The sequence below is a fragment of the Collinsella sp. BG-O-102 genome (assembly GCF_023656745.1).
Classification (GTDB): Bacteria; Actinomycetota; Coriobacteriia; order Coriobacteriales; family Coriobacteriaceae; genus Collinsella.
In genome coordinates, this window is the sequence record NZ_JAMOKO010000002.1 from 99,563 (window position 1) to 121,103 (window position 21,541).

14 protein-coding genes are annotated in these 21,541 nt (G+C 60.6%); 3 read left to right on the forward strand and 11 right to left on the reverse strand.

Features of this window, described 5'->3' with window-relative positions; all coding sequences use genetic code 11:
• The first annotated feature begins 82 nt into the window (after window positions 1-82).
• Window positions 83-2,818: an ATP-binding protein gene (locus tag NBH09_RS01595; protein WP_250786871.1), complete on the forward strand. Its 2,736-nt coding sequence runs from the start codon at window positions 83-85 to the stop codon at window positions 2,816-2,818.
• Window positions 2,811-3,515: a response regulator transcription factor gene (locus NBH09_RS01600; RefSeq protein ID WP_250786872.1), complete on the forward strand. Its 705-nt coding sequence runs from the start codon at window positions 2,811-2,813 to the stop codon at window positions 3,513-3,515. The genes NBH09_RS01595 and NBH09_RS01600 overlap by 8 nt, the downstream gene beginning before the upstream one ends.
• Before the next feature lie 98 nt (window positions 3,516-3,613).
• Here the strand turns inward: NBH09_RS01600 and NBH09_RS01605 are convergent, their stop codons facing one another.
• From NBH09_RS01605 to uxaC, 10 genes are all read right to left on the reverse strand, one after another.
• Window positions 3,614-4,831 carry an FAD-dependent oxidoreductase gene (locus NBH09_RS01605; protein WP_250786873.1) on the reverse strand — a complete coding sequence of 406 codons (1,218 nt, stop codon included), beginning with the start codon at window positions 4,829-4,831 and terminating at the stop codon, window positions 3,614-3,616.
• 103 nt (window positions 4,832-4,934) lie between these two features.
• Window positions 4,935-5,840, reverse strand: coding sequence for a sugar phosphate isomerase/epimerase family protein (locus tag NBH09_RS01610; protein ID WP_138114071.1), 906 nt, complete (start codon window positions 5,838-5,840; stop codon window positions 4,935-4,937).
• Window position 5,841: 1 nt separating this feature from the next.
• A complete protein-coding gene (locus NBH09_RS01615) occupies window positions 5,842-7,080 on the reverse strand; it encodes a glycoside hydrolase family 88/105 protein (protein ID WP_138114068.1) in 1,239 nt (412 codons plus the stop codon).
• 107 nt (window positions 7,081-7,187) lie between these two features.
• The gene (locus tag NBH09_RS01620; RefSeq protein ID WP_229066787.1) at window positions 7,188-7,856 is read right to left on the reverse strand and encodes an SGNH/GDSL hydrolase family protein; all 669 of its coding nucleotides are present in this window, start codon (window positions 7,854-7,856) and stop codon (window positions 7,188-7,190) included.
• A 69-nt stretch (window positions 7,857-7,925) separates the two neighbouring features.
• Complete coding sequence (locus tag NBH09_RS01625; protein ID WP_324249303.1) at window positions 7,926-10,091, reverse strand: pectinesterase family protein; 2,166 nt, start codon at window positions 10,089-10,091, stop codon at window positions 7,926-7,928.
• Window positions 10,092-10,225: 134 nt separating this feature from the next.
• Window positions 10,226-11,821, reverse strand: a complete 1,596-nt coding sequence (locus NBH09_RS01630) for a glycoside hydrolase family 28 protein (RefSeq protein ID WP_138114061.1) — start codon at window positions 11,819-11,821, stop codon at window positions 10,226-10,228.
• Window positions 11,822-11,936: 115 nt separating this feature from the next.
• Complete coding sequence (locus tag NBH09_RS01635; protein WP_055285984.1) at window positions 11,937-13,496, reverse strand: MFS transporter; 1,560 nt, start codon at window positions 13,494-13,496, stop codon at window positions 11,937-11,939.
• A gap of 355 nt (window positions 13,497-13,851) precedes the next feature.
• On the reverse strand, window positions 13,852-15,336 hold the full coding sequence (locus tag NBH09_RS01640) for a UxaA family hydrolase (RefSeq protein ID WP_250786874.1): 1,485 nt from the start codon (window positions 15,334-15,336) through the stop codon (window positions 13,852-13,854).
• An 81-nt stretch (window positions 15,337-15,417) separates the two neighbouring features.
• The gene (locus NBH09_RS01645; protein ID WP_195543842.1) at window positions 15,418-16,932 is read right to left on the reverse strand and encodes a tagaturonate reductase; all 1,515 of its coding nucleotides are present in this window, start codon (window positions 16,930-16,932) and stop codon (window positions 15,418-15,420) included.
• A 96-nt stretch (window positions 16,933-17,028) separates the two neighbouring features.
• Window positions 17,029-18,456, reverse strand: coding sequence for a glucuronate isomerase (gene uxaC, locus NBH09_RS01650; protein WP_250786875.1), 1,428 nt, complete (start codon window positions 18,454-18,456; stop codon window positions 17,029-17,031).
• A 493-nt stretch (window positions 18,457-18,949) separates the two neighbouring features.
• Here uxaC and NBH09_RS01655 point away from each other — a divergent pair, with 493 nt between their 5' ends.
• On the forward strand, window positions 18,950-20,269 hold the full coding sequence (locus tag NBH09_RS01655; RefSeq protein ID WP_250786876.1) for an IS256 family transposase: 1,320 nt from the start codon (window positions 18,950-18,952) through the stop codon (window positions 20,267-20,269).
• Window positions 20,270-20,432: 163 nt separating this feature from the next.
• Here the strand turns inward: NBH09_RS01655 and NBH09_RS01660 are convergent, their stop codons facing one another.
• Window positions 20,433-21,512 carry a substrate-binding domain-containing protein gene (locus tag NBH09_RS01660; protein ID WP_006234771.1) on the reverse strand — a complete coding sequence of 360 codons (1,080 nt, stop codon included), beginning with the start codon at window positions 21,510-21,512 and terminating at the stop codon, window positions 20,433-20,435.
• Window positions 21,513-21,541: the final 29 nt, after the last annotated feature.

Genomic DNA, 21,541 nt, shown 5'->3' on the forward strand with positions numbered 1-21,541 from the left:
CGCCTATACTCGACCTCGCGAGCATACAGTGGTGTCTTCACCGCGTATGCACGCATGGACAACGCTTCAGAAAGGCTACGCTATGCAGCGCGACGCATCGGACACTCGCGTCAATCCAGACCTCATCCTCAAGGCAATTGAGAAAGACGAGGTCGCCGATGACACTCGAACCAGCCGGGGACACCTCAAAATTTTCTTTGGCTACGCTGCTGGTACAGGCAAAACCTATGCAATGCTTCAAGCCGCCCACGCCGCCAAGCGGCGAGGTGTCGACGTCGTCGCGGGATACATCGAGCCGCACGAACGTCCGGCAACTGCCCATCTTGCACAAGGGCTTGAGAACGTGCCCTGTAAACTCATCGAGCACAACGGCATTGCGCTCAGCGAGTTCGATCTAGATGCGGCTATCGAGCGCGCCCCTCAGCTCATCCTTGTCGACGAGCTCGCCCATACGAATGCGCCGGGGTCTCGCCACGACAAACGCTATCAAGACGTCGAGGAACTTCTACATGCGGGCATCGACGTCTATACGACCGTGAACGTTCAGCATATCGAGAGCCTAAACGACATGGTTGCATCCATCACCGGCGTTGTCGTGAGCGAACGAATCCCCGACCGTATCTTCGATGATGCCGACCAGGTCGAGCTCGTCGACATAGAGCCCGAAGACCTACTTGAGCGCCTTCGCGCCGGCCTCGTCTACCGTCCCGCACAAGCCGACCGAGCGCAACAGCATTTTTTTACCGTCGAGAACCTCACCGCACTCCGAGAAATCGCGCTGCGCCGCTGCGCCGATCGCACCGGTCACCTCACAGACGCCGCACGCGTGCTGGGAAACCGTGACTACTACACCAGGGAGCGTATCTTAGTCTGTGTCTCCCCGGCGCCGACCAATCCCCGCATCATCCGTGCCGCCGCACGCATGGCGAAAGCGTTTCGCAGCGAACTCGTCGCCCTGTTCGTAGAGAGCCCGCGCACGCAAGCCATGAGCGATGATGAGCGCGCCAAGCTTGCAGCCAATATCGCCCTAGCCGAGCAGCTCGGAGCACATATGGAAACCGTCTATGGCGACGACATCGCGTTTCAGATCTCCGAGTTCGCGCGCCTGTCGGGTATTTCGAAGATCGTCATGGGGCGCACGGGCGAGCGCAGCAGCGTCCGTCAGGCCCTCTTCGGCCGCAAATCTCTCGTAGAACAGCTCATAACATTCGCCCCGAACCTCGACATTTACATCATTCCAGAACAGTCGACTCCGCCCTCCCGACCCAAAGGACGCCGCCATGCGCTCGCCCTGCAGCCGCCCAGCAGCCGAAACGTGCTTCGCACGCTGGCCCTCTCTCTTGCCGCCACGGCGATCGGCACGGCTTTCCGCCATCTGGGATTTGCCGACTCCAGCATCATATCCCTCTATATCTTCACGGCCCTGCTGACCGCCGTCACCACGACGGGGCGTATCTGCACGATCGTATCGAGCGTGCTCTCTGTAGTGCTTTACAACTTCTGCTTTGTCACGCCTCTGTTTTCGCTCGCCAGCTACGACCGAAGCTATCTGGTCACGTTCGGCATCATGTTCGCCACCGCTATGGTCGCCGGCGAGTTAACTGCGCGCATCGCCGACAACGCCCGTACATCCGCCGAGAACGCATTCAAAACGCGCGTACTCCTCGAAACGAACCAGCTCTTGCAGCAAGCCCATAGCGCGGAGGAGTGCGCCCGCGTCGCCATGAACCAACTCGTCAAACTGCTAAAACTCGACGTGGTCTTCTACCCCGCCGAACACGGCACGCTCGGCAAGGCGCTCTATGAGTCCGCTGGCACCGAAAACCGATCCGCGTCGCTGCTCACCGACTACGAGCGCGCCGTTGCAACCTGGACCTACACCAACAACAAGCGCGCGGGCGCAAGCACGCGGACCCTGCCTGAGGCGCGCTGTCTCTACCTCGCGGTTCGCACCGGCGACAAGGTATTCGGTGTCATCGGCATCGCCCTGGAGGGGCGCGAGATCGAAGCCTTCGAGCATTCGATCGTCCTATCTATCGTAGGTGAATGCGCCTTGGCGCTCGAAAGCGACCGGGCGGCGCAAGAGCGCGAAGAGGCTGCGGTCTTGGCGAAAAACGAGCAGCTGCGCGCCAACCTTTTACGCTCCATCGGCCACGATTTGAGGACACCCCTCACGGCTATATCCGGATCTGCGGCAATCCTTCGGAAGAGCGACGAGAAGCTCAGCCTCGAACAACGCTGCGATCTTGCCGATGCCATCTACGACGACTCCCTCTGGCTTATCGATACCGTGGAGAACCTCCTCGCCATCACACGCGTCGAGGACGGCACCATTCGCCTCAACTTAACATCCGAGCTCATCGACGAGGTCATCGAGGCCGCCCTCAGCCATGTCGCCCAAGCATCGCATGGACGTGCCGTCACCATCGAGCACACTGACGACATCCTGCTGGTACGCATCGACGTCCATCTCATCATGCAGGTGCTTACGAATCTCATCATGAACGCCTTCAAATACACGCCCGAGGACTCGTCTGTCACCATCAGCGCACGTCGCGAGGGCGCGTTCGTCGTGGTGGACGTCGCAGACGATGGGCCGGGTGTGGCAGACTGCGACAAGCCTCATATCTTTGAGCGCTTCTTCACCTCAGGCAATACGCGGCCCGTGGATTCGCGTCGAAGCATCGGCCTTGGCCTGTCGCTCTGCCGCTCCATCGTGGAGGCGCATGGCGGCGTCATCGAAGTTCGCGACAACCACCCCCATGGGGCCGTCTTCCGTTTTACCCTGCCCGCCGAGGAGATTGAGATTCATGAATAATGCCGCTAAGCCACGCATCCTCCTGGTCGAAGATGACCCGACCGTTCAAAACCTCGTTTCGACCGCGCTTGACCTCCACGGCTATGTCGTGAGCAAGGTTTGCAACGGCCAAGCCGCCATCATGGATGCGGTGTCGCACGGCCCCAGCCTCATCATGCTCGACCTCGGCCTTCCCGACATTGACGGTATCGAGGTCATCACGAAGATCCGAAGCTGGTCGGCAGTCCCCATTATCGTCATTTCGGCGCGCACCGAAGATTCCGACAAGATTGCAGCACTTGACGCAGGGGCAGACGACTACCTCACCAAGCCCTTTTCTGTGGATGAGTTGCTCGCGCGCGTCCGTGCGAATTTGAGGCGCTCCTCGATGGCGTCGAGCGAGTCGACAGAAGCGAGCACGTTTGACAACGGTCCGCTGCATATCGACTACGCCGCGGGATACGCGACGAAAGACGGACGCGAGCTCTCGCTCACCCCAACCGAGTACAAATTGCTCGTCCTTCTGGCGAAAAACGTCGACAAGGTGCTCACCCACACCTTCATCACCCACGAGATATGGGGCACGAGCTGGGACAGCGATCTGGCGAGCCTGCGCGTGTTCATGCGCACCCTGCGCAAGAAGATCGAGGCAGACCCCTCTCACCCCAAGATGATTCAGACGCACATGGGTGTCGGGTACCGCATGCAGCGTCTCTAGCCCACCCAACAAAAAGTTGCGGTGGAATACGGAGTAGATAAGGCCTTTGACAGCCAAAACAGTCCGTATTTCACCGCAACTGATAAGGGTGGGATGGATTAGAGGCCCAGGTAGGATGTCATGCCTTCGACGGCGAGCTTGGCACCGGCCACGGCATGGACCACGGTGAGCGGGCCGTTGACCACGTCGCCGGCGGCAAAGACGCCCGGCACGGTGGTCATGCCGTGCTCATCGACCGAAAGCAGACCGCGATGGTCGGTCTCCAGACCGCCCGTTGTAAGCACGAGCTTGTCCTTGGGCACTTGAGACGCCGCAATCACAACCGTGTCGGCGGACACGTGGTCGAGCTCTTCCTCATAGCCCACCACGTTGTTGTCCTCGTCAAAGATAGCCGTCTCAAACACCGGACCGTTATCGTCGATGGCACAAATCGCCTTGCCGCACACGATTTCGGCACCGTCAAGCTCGGTCAGCTCGACCTCGTCGTCGATGGCCGAGATATGGCGCGAGCGGGCATACACAGTGACCTTGCGAGCGCCCGAGCGCAGGGCCGTACGGGCAACATCCATGGCCACATTGCCGGCGCCGATAACCGCCACGTTCTGCCCGATTGCCACGCTCGCGGGATCGACCAGATAATCGATGCCAAACAGCACGTTGCCGCGCGACTCGCCGGGAATACCCAACTTTCGAGCTCGCCAGGTACCGGTACCAACAAAGACCGCATCGTAGCCGTCGCGCAGCAGGTCATCGATGTGCAACGCGCCGCCGATGGTGGTCGAAGGGCGCACACGCACGCCGAGCGAGCACATCACGTGGCGATACTTTTGCACGAGCGCACGGGGCAGGCGGAACTCGGGGATACCGTATTCCAGCACCCCGCCGATCTCGGGGCGCTGTTCAAATACCGTGACGGCACAGCCCAGCTGGGCCATTTTAATGGCCACGGTAATACCGGCGGGACCGGAACCGACCACAGCAACCTGTTTGCCGCACGACGACGCGGGCGTCCACTCCTTACGATCCAAATACGCTGTCGAGATATAGTTCTCGATGCTCGAGAAATGCACAGGTGTGCCCTTGCGGCCCTGGATGCAAGCACCCTCGCACTGGCCCGAATGGTTGCACACCATGGAGCAGACCGCGCTCATGGGATTGTTCTGGAACAGCAGCTCGCCCGCTTCTTCTAAACGACGCTGTTTGAACAGGTCGATGACCTGCGGAATAGGCGTCTGAACCGGGCAGCCCTTAACCTGACAGAACGCCCTTTTACAACCTAGGCAACGATTCGCCTCTTCGACAATGTGGATAGCCACGCAACTCCCCTTTTTAATGCAATCCAATGGGGCGACGATAAAGACCCTTCACCGCCGCCCCCATACAGGTAATCTCAATCTGCCGACACGGCAAAAGCCAATGCTATAACTCGCGATGCGGAGCCCCGCAGCGAGCGGACATGTGCTCGAGTGTCGCCAGGCAGTCAGCCGCCGTCGCCGGCACGCTGTTCTCGACCACGCAGGGAATCCCAGGGCAGGCGGCGGCAGCCCAGGCCACCACGGGCTCAAAGTCATAGCGACCCGTCTCGCCCACGCCGTGGCACACCAGGCGTGAACCCGTACCGTCGCACCAACCGGCTTCGTCCTCGTTATCAACGACCTCAAAATCCTTGGCGTGCAGCACGCGGATCTTACTGCCGCATAAGTAGAGCATGCGCGCTGTGATTTCCTGCGCTTCGTCAACGACGCTGGGGTGCAGCAGCGACACTGGGTCGTAGATCACGCCGAGCGACGGGCTCGAGACGCGCTCCAGCACCTCACGGCAGCGATCCGGCGTATTAACCGTCTCGTTCCAACCGGGCTCGATCAGTATTTGCCCGCCCACAGCCTCGGCCCGATCGCAGACGTGTGCAAGTCCGTCTGCAAACGCATCGAGTGCCTCGTCGGTCATGCGGTCGTCCGCGACGCGGTTCTGCGCATTGGGACGACCGGTCTCGGTGCCAACCGGGCATCCGCCGAGCATCTGGGCAAAATTCAAGCACGCCTCGTACTCGGCAATGTTATCCATGAGCTGTTGTCGATCGGGCGTCGCCAGATTCTTATAACAGCCGAGTACGGCGACCGAAACGCCCGCCTCGTCGAGCACCGCACGCAAATGGTCGGCAAGCTCGCGGGTCAGGCCGCCTCGATCGATCCCCATCGATGCGTAGAGCACCTTGCTCGGCAGTTGAATGCACGAAAAGCCCAGCTCTCCCGCCATACGAATGCGTTCCTCGACGGTCCCCTGCGGAAGGTCGTGCAAACGTACGCCCGGAGTAATAGCCCCCACGTTATTCACATCCCTTATGAGCGTTGATGCCCGGGGTGTATCCGCCAAACGGGTCCTCGATGGAGCACACGCCCGAGGGGGCGAGCGGATCGCGCTTACCGGCCAGCTTGTCGTGATGCATGGTCTCGATATAGGCAAGCACCAGCGGCGCCACACCCTTTGCATCATTTTTGACCACGGGCTCGCTCATGTAGTAATCAAACGTGCCCTCGCGGTGCGCGGTGTTTCCCAAGCCCGCAACCAGGCAGATGTTGTCGAGCGCCAGCTGCCCGTCACACTCGGACAGGCAGGTTTCGCAGATGCCATCGAAGGCGCGACGGCCGTACTGATAGTAACGCTCGCCCAGCACGCCCAGACGCACGCCCTTCATGATGGCGTTGGCAAAGATGGCGCTGCCCGACTCCTCTAGGTAGTTAGGGGCGATATTGGGCAGGTTGATGACCTGGTGCCACATGCCGGTCTTCTCGTCCTGATACGGCAGCATGGCGTCGATCAGATCGTGGAACATCTTGCGGATCTCGTCCTTCTCGGCTGACATCGAAGGCGGCATGAGCTCCCACGTGTCGATGAGCGCCATGGCGAACCAGCCCTCGGCGCGCAGCCAGAAGTTAGCCGAAAGGCCGGTGACCGGGTCGCACCAGAACTGTTTGCGACTCGCGTCGTAAGCGTGATAGTACAGACCGTTGAGGGGGTTGCGCATCAGGTCATGCACAACCTGGAACATATGGAAGCTGTCCGAGCAGGCACGACGGTTGTGGAAGCTCAGCTCATACTGCATGTAGAACGGCTGCGCCATATACATGCCGTCGAGCCAGATCTGGTTGGGGTAGACGGCCTTGTGCCAAAACACGCCCTCTTTGGTACGCGGCTGGGTTTCGAGCTGACGATAGATGGTATCCATGGCGGCGCGATACTTGGGCTTGCCCACCAGGTCATAGAGCTTGTAGAGGGTCTTGCCCGCATTGACGTTATCGAGGTTGTACTCCTGCGGGTTGTAATGCTTGATGGTGCCGTCGTCCTGGACAAAGAAATCGATATAGTCGTCGGCAAAGGTCAGGTAGCGCTGCTCGCCCGTGATCTCGTACAGTTCGATGAGCGCCTTGATCATGCAGCCGTCGATATAGTTCCAGGTGTTCTCCTTACCGGCACGAATCTTTTCGATATTCCAAGCCGGCGCCTGCGGCGTAGAGGTTTCGATCAACTGCTCGATATAACGGTCCAGGATTTGATTGCAACCCATTGCTGTCCCCTCTGACGTTAATGATAGGTGAACGTTACCCCTAGTGTAACGCGAACGGGGAATATAGGGTGAACGTTAACCCTATATTCCCCGCAAACGGCAGACTTTTAGCGGCAAACGGCGGCTAAGCCCGCGGCGATGCGATGCGCCAGGCGCTCATAGCCGGCAGGACTGTAATGCAGACCGTCCGGCATATAGAGCTCGCGGTGCTCCGGCAAAAACGGGCTGATGCCGCTTTGCGCATACAGGTCAATCACCGGCACGGAGTAGCGGTCGCAGACTTCAAGCATCGCTCGCACGTAGGCGGCCTGCGTCAACCCCAGGTGGTTGAGCTCGTCGCTTGCCGGGATATCCTTCTCGTGCTTACCACTCGTCTTGCATGGCGTCATAAACACGAGCTTTGCCTGAGGTGAGCGCGCCGTGATGGTTCGGATCAGATAGTCGACCGCACCATAGAACTCATGCACATCGGTGCTGCCCAACTCGCCAAGCGGCACGTTGCGGCTAAAGTCGTTAACGCCGCCAAAGACAACATAGACATCGGCCGCATCGTCGATGCCGTCCAAGCGCTCGACAAATGAATCGCTGCGGTCGGCCTTGATGGCGATACGCGAACCCTTGATGCCAAAGTTCTCGACGACTGCACCTCCCAGCAACGCGCCCAGATGCGAAGTCCAAGAGATGTCGTTGCCGCCTGCGCCGCATCCGTTATCCCCCCATGTGGTCGAATCGCCAAAGCAGCAAATGGTCGATTCACTCAAGTTCTTCGTTTCCATAATCTTCTCCTCATCCGCCCATTGGCGGCCATACAGGTACGTACCGTTTATTTGCAGCATGCCGAGGGGCTATGCACGGTCGCATTTCGCAACGTGCGAATCGAGCCATTCGATATCCTCGACAAGATGTGTCACTCCCAGATGGTGTTCACCCGGACACACCTCGTGCCGCAGGCCATCTCTGCGACTCAGCAACTTGTAGGCATCGAGCACGATCTCGAGCTGTTCATCGACATTTTTCAGCCCGCGCGAACCGTTCAGATGATCTTCTTCGCAGCTCTGCACTAACAACGGGCGCGGCGCAATAAGCGAGGCAATATCGCCCATGTCGAGCAAGCGCCAAAGTCCGGGTGTGTAGTTGCAGCTGCAATTGCCGTTGAGGTGCAGCAGCGAATCATCGACACCGTACAGGTAGCCCGAGACAAACGTCTTACATACGCGTGGGTCGAGCGCCGCCAGATACAGCGTCATGTATCCGCCGCCCGAAAAGCCAAAACAGCCCAGGTCGTCCATGGCAATGTCGCCGCGCGCCTCTAGGTAATCGATCAGACGCATGTTATCCCAGGCGTTGAGACCCGCAACGGTAAGTCCCAGCGGCTCGGCCATGCGCGCCTGGTTTAGGCACGTGCCGCGCAGAAAGCTGTTCTCGTCATCGCCCTGGCCCTTCCAGTCACGACGGTATCCCCAACCGCGTGCGTCGGGGCAGACGGTCACGTAACCCATACGCGCCAAACGCAGACCGTAGTCGTAATTGAACTTACGCACAGCATCATCGACCGCCGGCACGCCCGTCACGCCCGCAACACTTGCGGCGCCTGCTCCCTGATGGCCATGCGGGCAGATATAGCAACACTTGCGGCCGTGTGCATCGAGCTTAGGCGACTGCGGCTCGAGCAGGTAGAACGGCATCCAAACATCGCGCTCGACCTGCAACATCGCATGGGTGCGCACGATGCCGCCGGCAACCCGCACGCGGCTGAGCTCACGAATCTCAATCGGGACGCGGTCCATAAGCGAAAGGCCCAAAACATCGTACAGACGAGTCCTGGTCGCAATCTTCCATGCCTCAAAATCTGCAGGAGTCTTGCCCGTAAAAGCAGCCGAACGCCCCTCGCGCTTCAGCCGGGCACGCAGCGCAGGTTCGTCTTCGCAGTACGTCTCGATGTGCACGGTGCGGCCGTTGGCAGACAGTTCAGCCGTCTCAACCGCATCACCGTCGCCGCCCTCGGGATCCCAGCCATCCCCACCGGCAAGCACCTGCTCGCGAGCGTACCCGGCGGCAGCCATCACATCGAGTTCATTCGCCCACGGCACCCAGCCGGTAGTATCACCCGCCGGCCCATGCAGAATCGCGCCAGCATACTGCACGCAGTTGTGTGCCGCCGGCTTATTCCAATCCCACCAGCCTTCGCGCTTGATATGTCGCCCCAGCCAGCAATCGATCAGCACAGTTTGCGCCCATTCGCGCCAAGGACGACCCAGGTAGACCGAATCCGGCGCCACGCCATCCGGAGCTGTAAACGAACAGCCGTGGAACACAAAGCCGTGCGGCTCGCCTTCGGGCGTCGACGCCGCCGTCACGTAGCCGTTCACGTCCATATCGCGGTTGAGCGAGCGAATCTCGCACCCCTCAAAGTAGGCACGCGCGCCGCCAAAGATAAAGTCGACATCGCCCTCGATCCGGCAACGTCGAAAATACTGGCGCCCCACCCGGCGCGGCGCATACTGTTTGGGTCCTATAAACCCGCCCGGTTTGGCCTCATGCGGCGGCAGCGGACCCAAAAACAGCGTGTCTTGGTGTCCCTTAATGCAGCAGGCATCGACAACCAGACGGTCGCCATCAGCATACAGGGCAATCGCTTGACCGACCTCGCGCCCATCGCCCGCATCGTTTTCGATCGTGAGGTTCTCGAGCCGTACGTCGTCGGCATCGACCAAAACGGTATAGGTCCTAAACGTGCCGAGCGTGCCGTCGACGCCCGAGCCGTCCTCCGAAGGCATCTTGGCACCCAGGCTGCCCACGATACGCACGCTGTCGGCCGTCTCTCCCTCAATCGTCACATGCGGGCGATGAATCTCGACCCGTTCGCGGTACTCACCCGGCTCGATATGGATTGTCACCGGCCGTCCGTCATTCGGACAGGATTCGTCAATTGCCTCCAAGGCCTTAGAGATACTGTGATATGCCCCCGCACGCTCGGGCGAAACCTCAAAAAATCGTCTCTCACTCATCATCAGTCACCGCGTCCTTTCGTCGTAGACCGTCTACGTTGCAGTTTCGGCATATAAAAAGTTCGCGCAATGGGTCGGGAAGGCCCTGCCCATCGCGCGCCACGACATACCGAATGTAATTGTTTAGGAGCAAACGCCTACGCACGGATAACCTTGTCGACGTTCTGGAGCTGCAGTTCCTCGCCGTCCTGGCCCTCGATCACCACATTTTGCAGGTCGAGTACCTTGACGTTTTGCGCGATGATGCCCTGGCGCACCATGGGCTCAACGCCGCAGGCCATGGCCGGGACAAAGGGCTCGGCATCCGGCGCGAAGGTCACGTGGACATCCTGGAACGTCAGGCGCGTCACTTTGCTCTCGGGCAGGCCCGTGATGTAAGCAGCAGCCGCGTGGCAGTTAGTAGCCTCGATATCACAAAACGTCGTGGCACCAAAGCCAGGTGTGCGGTCGTCGACGGGCAGTGCCTCGCGAGACTGCACGTAGTCGGTCTTGCCGTCCTTGTCGCAGAAGTAGAACGAGTTGACCACGAAGGGCGTAAGCACCTCGTCCATACGAATGTGCTCGAAGGTGATGCCCTCGTTAACGGCGTCCTTGCCGCGCCCGCGGCGGGTCTTGACGCGCAGGCCGCGGTCGGTGCGCTCAAAGAGGCACTTGCTCACGGTAAGGTCCTTGATGCCGCCGGCAGCCTCTGAACCCAGGACCACGGCGCCGTGACCATCGTGCATGTAGCAGTGAGAGATCAGCACGTCGTGTGTGGCGGGACGAAGCTCGGGCTCAATGCCCAGCTTGCCGCTCTTGATGGCGATGCAGTCGTCACCCACCGAGAACTGACAGCCAAGGATGCGGACAAAGCCGCAGCTCTCGGGATCGAAACCGTCGGTGTTGTGGGAGTTCTTGGGGCCCTCGATGGACAGGCAGAGCGCATCGACGTGCTCGCACAGGATGGGGTGGATGTTCCACGCCGGGCTGTTGCGGACGGTGAAGCCGGCAAGGCTCACGTTTTGGCACTCGGACAGGAAGATCATGCGCGGACGGGCGACCTCGCGGCCCTCCTCCGGGCGAAAGATGTTCTTAAAGTCCTTGTTCCACCAGTTGTCCTCGGCAAAATCGGTCTGACCGTCAATCGCGCCGCGACCATAGATGCACACGTCGTGCACGCCCAGACCCGTAAAGGTAGAACAGTAGGTCGAGAAGCTCTCCCCCTCCCAGCGGCCCAGGGGCAGCATATCGGTACCGGCATAACCGGCGCCCTCGTTGCCCGTGACCGTTCCCGGAATGTAGGCAAGCGCGGCACGATCGTGGCGGGCCAGCAGCACCGCTCCCTCGGCGAGCTCGATGTTGATATTGCTCTTAAGGAAGAGAGACTTGATGCGATAACTACCGGCGGGGATCAGCACGCGGCCACCCTTGGGGCAGGCCATGATGGCAGCCTGGATGTTGGTGGTGTCATCATGCTCGGCATCGCCCTTGGCGCCACAGTCGCGAACGTTGATGGTAAAGGGCTCAGCCGGCGTGGTGACACCTACGCTCAGCTCACGCTCGCCACAGACAAAACGGACCAGGTTGCGCTTGCCGGGGGTCAGGCCGTCGACATAGGTCTCGACCGTATTCGTGGTACCGGCGGGCTCGTCGTTGACAAAGATCTCCCACGTATCGGCGCAGGTAAAGTAACCTCCGTCGTCAAGCTCGATAACCGCCGCGCGCGCGTTGCGCCAGATAACGTTCGTCTCCATGGGTTTCTCCCTCAAAAAGATGCTCTAAAGGCAAATTGTACGCTGTTGAAAAAGGGCCGTGCCTGCCGGCGGAATTCCGGTGGCACGGCCCTGTGATTTGGACGATATGTCGGCCTTACTCGGCGGGAGTTACGCTACCGTCCTGGAAGCCAACGTTGTTGTGGGCAAAGCAGTCCTCGTACTTAAAGCCGGAGAGCTCCTCGCAAAGCGCCTTGACCTCGGGCTTGACGTCGGCCATCTTGCCACCCTCCTTGACTCGGTGAATCTCGTCGCAAAGGACGTCGCACTGCTCCTTGTCGATCTTGATGCCGCGGGCAAGGACGGCCGCAAGCAGGAAGAAGCCGGCGCAGCCGATGATCATGTAGCCGCAGATATACAGAGGCACGGTAGCGGGCTGGGTCACGGCGTCGCTATTGCCGGCGGTCTGAATGAAGCCGGAGGCAGCAAGGACGATAGCCCACACGTTGACGGCGATAGCCTGGGCGATCTGCTGGCAGAGCTGCTGCGCGGAGCTGTAGATGCCCTCGCGACGACGCAGGGTGATGAGCTCATCGACATCGGGGATGTAGTTGAGCAGAACATCGGGCAGGTACTGGAAGCCGACGTAGAAGAACTTCCAGATGGCGAAGATGATGGGGTAGGCGATCATGGCGATGGCGACCGTGGAGGTGCCATTGATCTGACCAAAGGCGAAGTAGTTGTAGGCGATGATGCACGCAGCGCAACCGACGTTGGCCAGGTACCAAGACTTGTGGAAGCCCTTCTTGGCCATGAGAGCGACCCAGATGGCGGTGCAGACGATAGCGACGACCTTGCCAGGCATCTCCATCACGGACTCGTAGGACTTAGGAATCTGCAGGCAGTAGACGATGAAGAAGGACAGGCAGGCAGACCAGCAGGCAGCAGCGAGCTTCGTGGAGACCTGTGCGTACAGGACCTTGCGGAAGGACTTGTTGCGGAAGGTGGAGATTACGTCGATGAAGAACTTCTTGATACCCTCGCCGACGCTCTCGATCTTCTCCTGAGCGACCTCCTCGGGGGTGTGCTCCCACGTGGACAGGTACACGCAGAGCAGCGAGATTGCCATGACCGAAGCGTTGATCGTAGCGATGATGAAGTAGCTGAACGGGTTGGTCTCGCCGAAGGTGCCAAAGCCGAAGCCCACAAGTGCAGCCATCAGGAAGCCGGCGGCGTTACCAAAGAGATGCTTGTAGCCGGTGAGGTACGTACGCTCCTTGAAGTCATCGGTCATCTCGATGGTAAGCGGCGACAGGTTGGCGGTGCAGAACGTATACGCGACGTTGTAGATCAGGTACAGCACAAAGTAGTACGGGAAGCCAAACGGCGTAGCCACGAAGATGAGCGGCTCGGCGATCATCATCGGGATGGCCAGCAAGATCCAGAAACGACGACGACCAAAGATGCGGCCAATCTTGGTGGCATAGAAGTTATCGGCCACAAAGCCCATCAGCGGGCAAAGAATAGCGTTGACATAGATGGCAAACGAGCTGATCAGTGCAGCCTCGCCTGCGGACAGGCCACACTCCGTGGACAGGAACAGCACCATGTAGCTGTGCGTAAAGGTCAGGGCACCGGAATTGAGCATACCGCCCATACCAAAGCCCAAGCGCGTCCAGAATGTGATCTTACGCTTTTTTCCGATCTTATTAGTCATCGAGCTCCCTCTCTTTTCTCGATTGTCTTGCAGCAAGACATTGGAGTCCACACTGACATCTGTCTGCCCAGCGTTCAGGGTGAACGTTTAGTTAGATTATGCGCGATTGCTTATGACAGGTGAACGTTCACTTGAATAATATCCTTGAACGGTCGATTTTTACCGCTGAACGGACACAATTGAGATCCTCACACCTATTTTCTGCTGGTAAGGGTGCCATGCTGGACAGCCATGAGATAGGTGAACGTTTATCAGATTTTCCAACATATTCACTTAACCACGAAACGAAAAAGCCCCGCCGGGAACACTCCCGATGGGGCCGGTGACATCTTGCTATGCTTGGGCGCACTTGCCGCTACAAGCAGACGCCGTCCTTCCAGATACTGATCTCGTGACAGCCACGGCGCTCAGCACTCGTGAGCTTACCGCTCGCCGTCTCCAGCACCAGCTGGTACAGATCGTGGGCAGCCTCGTCGAGCGTACGCTCACCCGTGGCAATCACGCCAGCGTTAAAGTCCATCCAGTTGGCCTTGTGGTCGCACAAACGCTGATTGGTGAACACCTTGAGGGTAGGCGCCGGCGCGCCAAACGGTGTGCCGCGGCCGGTCGAGAACAGAATCACGTGGCAGCCGGCAGCCGTCAACGCCGTGGTGGATACCATGTCGTTGCCCGGACCGCACAGCATGTTCAGGCCGTGTTTATTTGCCTGGCCGGCATACGGCAGCACGTCGACGATGGGGGCAGATCCGCCCTTTTGCACGCAGCCGCAGCTCTTGTCCTCGAGCGTGGTAATACCGCCGTCCTTGTTGCCGGGACTCGGGTTCTCATAAACGACCTCGCCGTGGCTAATAAAGTAGTCCTTAAATCCATTGAGCATGTCGGAGGCAGCGTTAAAGACCTGCTCATTCTCGCAACGGTCGAGCAGGATGCTCTCCGCGCCAAACATCTCGGGCACCTCGGTAAGCACCGACGTGCCGCCACGGGCGACGACCATATCGCTCACGCGACCGATCGTGGGGTTGGCGGTAATGCCCGAAAGACCGTCGGAGCCGCCACACTTAAGACCAATGACCAGCTCGGAGGCCGGAATGGGCTCGCGCTTGGACTGCTTTGCCAGGTCTGCCAGCTCGGCCAGAATCTTGTGACCCTCGATTTGCTCGTCGGCTACATCCTGGCAGGTGAGAAAGCGAACGCGCTCGTGATCGAAGTCACCGAGCTCGTCGAGCACCTGCTGGTGTGTGCAGTTCTCGCAACCGAGCGACAGGAACAGCACGCCGGCCGCATTAGGATGACGCGAGAGCGCCACCAGCAGACGACGCGTCTGGGCATGGTCGGCGCCGGTCTGCGAGCAGCCAAAGGGATGCGGGAAGTAGTAAACACCCTCCAGCGAGCCATCGACCAGATCCTGGGCCTGCTCACACATGGCACGGGCGACTTCGTTGACACAGCCGACCGTGGGGATGATCCACAGCTCATTACGCGTCGCGGCACGACCGTCGGCGCGGCGGAAGCCCATAAAGGTCTCAGGCTCAACGGGATCCACGACCGGATGCGTGGGGTTGTAGGCGTACTCGACCTCGCCCGAAAGGTTGGTCTTCACATTGTGCGTGTGGAGCCACTGACCGGGCTGGACATCGCCCGTCACATGGCCGATAGGAAGGCCGTACTTGATGACGTCCTCCCCTGCGGCAATCGCGCGCACCGCCATCTTATGGCCCTGCGGAATATCCTCCACGGCCACGACCTCGCCCACCCCGGGAACCGCGACGGCAGTGCCCTTGGCAAGCGGCGACAGCGCAACGATCACGTTATCGGCCGGATTGATCTGGATAGTATTCATTACAAATGGTCCTAACCCTACAGGTTGAGCAGAAGTCGAGACGCGGGCACGCCGTCCCGCGCCCGCGTCTGCGCCGGAAATTTACGCCTGAGCGTTGGCGAAGGCCTGCTTGGCGCCCTCGGCACGCACGACAGCGAGCGCGCTGACGACAAACTCCTCAAGACCTGCGATTTGCGTAAGGTCCTCGCCCCACATCTGCTCGTTGGTGAGCACGTCGTGCACCAGCTGGGCATCGTCGGCGCCGGCATGGGCGGCGTAGAAGTCGAGCACGAAGGCGTCGTCCTGAGCGGTGTACTCGGTGCCGTCGGAGCGACGCAGGTGCAGGCCGTCGCCCTCGCGGGACACGAGCTCCTGCGTGTAGAAGGAGATGAGCGTAGCGAGGCTCGTCGCCAGGCACTTGGGCAGGTTGCCGGTCTCGGCAACGTAGTCCTTGAGTGTGGGCAGGTCGCGAGCGCGCCACTTAGCCGTGGAGTTGAGGCAGATGGAGAGCAGCGCATGATCAATAAACGGGTTGTCGAAGCGGTTTTCGACGGCGGCGGCAAAGGCCTTGCAGTCCTCGACATCCAAGTCGGCGGCAAGCGTCGGAATGACCTCGTCGTAGAGCATGGTGTTCATGAAGCCGCGAATGGTCTCGTCATGCATGCAGTCGCGCACGATATCAAAGCCGGCAACCCAGGAACCCGGAACGAAGGCGGTGTGGGCACCGTTGAGGATGCGGACCTTGCGCTTTTTGTACGGGGTGACGTCGGGAGTCACAAAGACACCCGGAAGACCAGCCTTCACAAAGGGAAGCTTCTCGGCAAGCGACTCGTCACCCTGGATGCCCCACATCTGAAAGGGCTCGCGCACGGCCAGGAAGGGATCCTCGTAGCCCAGACGCTCAGCCACCGCGGCGGCCTCGGATGCGTCGCGGATACGGCCCGGTACGATGGTGTCGACGAGCGTGGTGCAGACGGTGCAGTCGTTGGCCATCCACTGCGCAAACTCGTCCTCCCAGCCCCAGTCGCTCACATACTGGTTCATGATGCGCAGCAACTCCTCGCCGTTGTGATCGATGAGCTCGCAGGCGAGGACGATGACGCCCGGCTTACCGGCAGCCCAGCGGGTGTGGAGCACCTGGGCAAGCTTGGCGGGGAAGCTCGCAGGTGGCATGTCGTCGGCCTTGCAGGACGGGTCATAGGCGATACCGGCCTCGGTGGTGTTGGAGACGATAATCTCTAGGTCGTCGGAGACAGCGACCTCCATCATGGCGCGGTAGTCGTCCTCACGATACGGGTTAAGGCAGCGGCTGCAGGCGCTGATCACGCGGGACTCGTCAACCGTGTTGCCGTTCTCCTTGCCGCGCACCAGCACGGTGTACAGGTCGTCCTGGGCATTGATGCCGTCGGCAAAGCCAAAGGCACCGCTGATGGGCTGCACCATGACGACCTTGCCGTTCCAGCCGGTGGCCTCGTTGCCCATGTCAAAGAAACGGTCGACGAAGGCGCGCAGGAAATTGCCCTCGCCAAACTGTAGAACCTTCTCGGGAGCGTCCTTGGGCAGCAGATAGCCCTTGTAGCCGATCTTCTCGAGCGCATCGTAGCTGATGTTCTCCATCTGTGTCTCTCCTTAGATAGCTGTTAGCGTGCAAGCAAAACGGGGGCGCCGTGTGTGGCAACGGCGCTCCCGTGTTCGATGTGATTCGATGCGGGCTTAGGCCTCGACGGTGTCCAGGTCAAAGCCAAAGTAGCGGACCGCATTGTTGTAGCTGATGTCGCGCACAACCTCGCCCAGCAGCTCCATGTCGGCCGGGTACTTGCCCTGCTCGACCCACTCGCCGATCACGCTGCACAGCACGCGACGGAAGTACTCGTGGCGCGGATAGGACAGGAAGGAGCGGGAATCGGTAAGCATGCCCACAAAGTTGCCCAACACGCCCTCGTTAGCCAGAGCCGTAAGCTGCTCGCGCATGCCGACCTCGTTGTCGTTGAACCACCAGGCGGAGCCGTTCTGGATCTTACCGGCAGTCGGAGCCTCCTGGAAGCAGCCCATGACGGTATCGATCATGGTGTTATCGATGGGGTTCAGGCTGTACAGGATGGTCTTGGGCAGGCCGCAGGTCTCCTGGATGGAGTTGAGGAAATCGGCGAGCTGGTCGGACGGCGTGTAGTTGGAGATGCAGTCGTAGCCGGTGTCGGGACCGAGTTTGGCGAACATGGCGCGGTTGTTGTCGCGCTTGCAGCCAAAGTGCAGCTGCATGGCCCAGCCCAGACGGACATACTCGCCGGCAACGAACTGCATAAAGGCAGTCTTGTACTTGAGGACCTCTTCCTCGGTAAGCGGCTCGGCAGCCAGACCCTTGGCAAAGATAGCCTCGATCTCGTCGGCGGTAGCCGGGACGTACATAACGTAGTCGAGTGCGTGGTCGGAGGCGCGGCAGCCCAGCTCGTGAGCAACGTCGTAGCGCTTGGAAATGGCAGCCTTCATGCCCTCAAAGTCGCTGACCTCAACGCCGGCAACCTCGGAAAGGTGCTTGCAGTAGTCGGCAAACTCCTGGCCGCGCTCGATGCGCAAAGCGGCATCGGGGCGCATGGCGGGAACGATCTGAACGTCAAAGCTGTCGTCGGCGGCAATCTTCTTGTGCCACTCAAAGCTGTCGGCGGGGTCGTCGGTAGTGCAGATCATGCGGACGTTGGACTGCTTGATCAGGTTGCGGCAGGTAAAGCTAGCCTCAGCGAGCTTGGCGTTGGCAAGGTCCCAGACCTCCTGGGCAGTCTTGCCATTGAGGACGCCCTCGTAGCCAAAGTAGCGCTTAAGCTCCAGGTGGCTCCACTCAAAGACGGGGTTGCCAACGCAGCGACCCAGGGTCTCGGCCCACTTTTGGAACTTCTCGCGAGCAGGGGCGTCGCCAGTGATAAAACGCTCGTCGACGCCGTTGGCGCGCATCAGGCGCCACTTGTAGTGGTCGCCGCCCAGCCAAACCTCGGTGATGTTCTCGAAACGCTTGTCCTCCCAAATCTCCTTGGGAGAAATGTGGCAGTGATAGTCGACGATGGGCATGCCCTCGGCAAAGTTGTGGAACAGCTCCTCACCGGTCTTGGTGCTCAGCAGGAAATCCTGATCGTCCATAAAGTTTTTCATCAAACAGCCCCTTTGCTGGCAACGCGGGCGCACGGCGCGCTCGTTATCCTTTAGGTGAACGTTCACCATACTAATCCATTACGACTCAAAAGGTGAACGTTCACCTAACAACCATGGGGTGAACGGTAGGTTTTGCCCGTTCAACGGTTGCCGGAGCTGTGACTTGCATGCATTGCGGACCGGTTGGCGTCCCCGAACACCGAACTTGAGCGCTTTTGCTCAGGTGGGTCATGTCCCGACGTACATTTTTGGGAGTATTCAGCATTGGAGCGCGCCGTGCGCCATCCTCAGCGTCCTATTTGGAACGCAGATAGCGCCCGATCGGCATAAAAAGTGCCCCCGATGGCAAATTACGCCATCGGGGGGGGGTAGCGCGCAGAGATGTGGTGTAAGAGGCGGGGCATGCCCCGCCTCTTCCCTTTCTTGAAAGGGAGGGGACACCGCCTAGAATTCGTCGTTGGAGTAATGAAGGTGACGAATGGAAGGAAAGGCGATGCCCCAAGAAGAGAGTGTACTGCGCCTCGGCCGCGACGAGGCCCTCGAGGCGGCGAGGCTTTGGCAGGAGTGCGGCGACGCGCGCGAGTTCGCGTGCAGGGTGCTGGGCGGCGTGATGAACGCGCTGATGGACTCCGAGGCCCAGCAGATGTGCGGCGCGAGCCGCAACGAGCGCAGCGACGGCAGGGAGAACAGCCGCAACGGCTACCGCCCCAGGTCGCTCAAGACCGCCGTGGGCGACGTGGAGCTCGAGATACCCAAGCTCAGGCACGGCACCTACTACCCCGAGGGCATGCTCGCGCGATGGTCGCGCGTCGACACCTCGGTGGCCGCCATCGTGCAGGAGATGTACGTGTGCGGCGTGTCCACCCGCAAGGTCGAGCGCGTGGCGTCCAAGCTGGGCATATCCTCGCTGTCGAGCTCGGAGGTCTCGAGCCTCTGCTCCGACCTCGACGCCGAGGTGGCGGAGTTCCGCCGCCGCGACCTGTCGGGCACGCCGTGCTGCTACCTGTGGCTCGACGCCACCTACATGAGCTGCAGGGTCGGCTCGTCGGTCGTCTCGCAGGGCGTCGTGACCGCGATCGGGCTGGGCGCCGACGGGCGCAAGCACTTCCTGGGCTGCGACGTGGTCGACACCGAGAGCGAGGACTCCTGGGCGGCATTCCTCGGCGGGCTGCGCGAGCGCGGGCTGGCCGGCGTCCGCCTCGTGGTCTCCGACAGCCACGCCGGGCTCGTGGCCGCCGTCTCGCGCCTGTTCCAGGGCTGCGCCTGGCAGCGCTGCGTGACGCACCTGCAGCGCAACCTCCAGAGCGCCTGCTCGGGCAGGCCCGAGGACTCCAAGGCGGCCGTCAGGGACCTCGTGCACGCCGCGGTCTACCAGGACGACCCCGACCTCGCGCGCTGCGTGTGGGCCGAGGCGGCGCCCTGGGTGGCGTCGGTGTCCGCCAGGGCCGGCGAGGTCTTCGAGCAGGCCGAGGACTCCGCGCTGGCGTTCACGGCCTTCCCCAGGGCGCACTGGGCCAAGCTCCGCACCAACAACGTCCAGGAGCGCGCCAACCGCGAGATCAAGCGCCGCTACAGGGTCGTGCAGTCCTTCCCCTCGAGGGAGTCGATGCTGCGCCTGACGTGCGCGAGCCTCATGGAGACCGAGGGGCAGTGGTCCCAGCAGCGCGTGTTCTCCGAGGCCTCGGCCGCCGAGGGCTTCGCCGAGCCCGCGGACAGGCCGGCCCCGACAGAGGGGAGGCGCCGCGCGCTCGGGCGGCGCGCCAGGGAGATAGTGGACGAGATAGTCGAGAAGCGCGGCCTCAAGAAGGAGTAACATCGGGACTTGCAGCGACGGACCTCAGGACACTCTTACACCACGTCTGCGCGCGCGACCATCGGGGGCACTTAAAACAGTCGTTCTGCACCTCATTCAGGGCATGCCAATGCTGAATACTCCCAAAAATGCACGTCGCAAGAGGGGGTACCTGCTCAATCGGCTAAATACCCGCAAGTTCGCAGTAGCGGTCGACATTGCTGGCAAATACCATCTCGACGGCACCCTTCTGGACGGGCACCGTCGGGGTCCTTCCCCACAGCAGATAATCGCCCAGCGTCTTAGCGCCGCGATACGCCAGGCTCGTCGGGTCCTTATAGACAATATTGGTAAAGATACCGCGGCGCAAGGCCAGAGCACTTTCGGGAAACAGGTCGTTGCCGATCACCATGACCCGACCGGCCTTGCCGGTCGAGACGAGCGCGTCGGCAACCACTTCGGAACCAACGGCAAAAACGCTACAGATAAGTTCGGGGGCGTCCGGCGCACTCAAGCGCTTTTCGAGCTCATGCTCGAGTTGTTTGACTTGCGCATGGGCACCTGCAAGATCCTCAACCTGCCATGGAATATCACGTTCGCGCAGGTAATTGTGGAAGGCGCGGGCGGTTAGATAGTGCGAATCGGTATATGGGTCGCCTGTCAAAAGGAGCACGCGGGCGTCGGCCCCAGAAGCATGGACCAGGTTTGCCGCCTGCTCGGCCATAAGGCTGCCTGCCGTCGAATAATCGGCCAAGCTCGCACCCAAACGATTCAAATGCGGACGGTCGCCGTCGACAAGCTCAATCGTCACGCCCGCCTCGGCGATCTGCCCCAAAAGCTCAGTCGCACGATCGTCGCCCGGCGCATAGGCGAGCAAGCCATCAATCTTCTCGCCCACCTGCAGACGCTCGTCGATTTGCTCGAGTGCATCAGCGTAGCCGCCCACGCCAAATTCAACGCGCTCAACCGTAATGCCCCGGTCGATGACCTCCTGTTCAAAGCGATTGCAGCCTTCCCACAGGTAACGGAAAAAGTACGCTCCCTCGCGCGATGCGCGGGGCAGGCAAAACACCAGATTGATATCCTTGCGGCGCAGGCTTGAGGCACTTGTGTTGCGGTGATAGCCCATGGCCTCGGCCTTAGCGTTCACCTTGGCGCGCACGGATTCGCTCACGCCGGCCTTTCCCGTCAGAGCCTTGTGCACGGTATTGATGGAAACGCCAAGCTCGGCGGCTATGTCCTTCATGGTTACGCGAGCGCTCATGCGGTTACTCCGTTATAGATAAGTTGCCA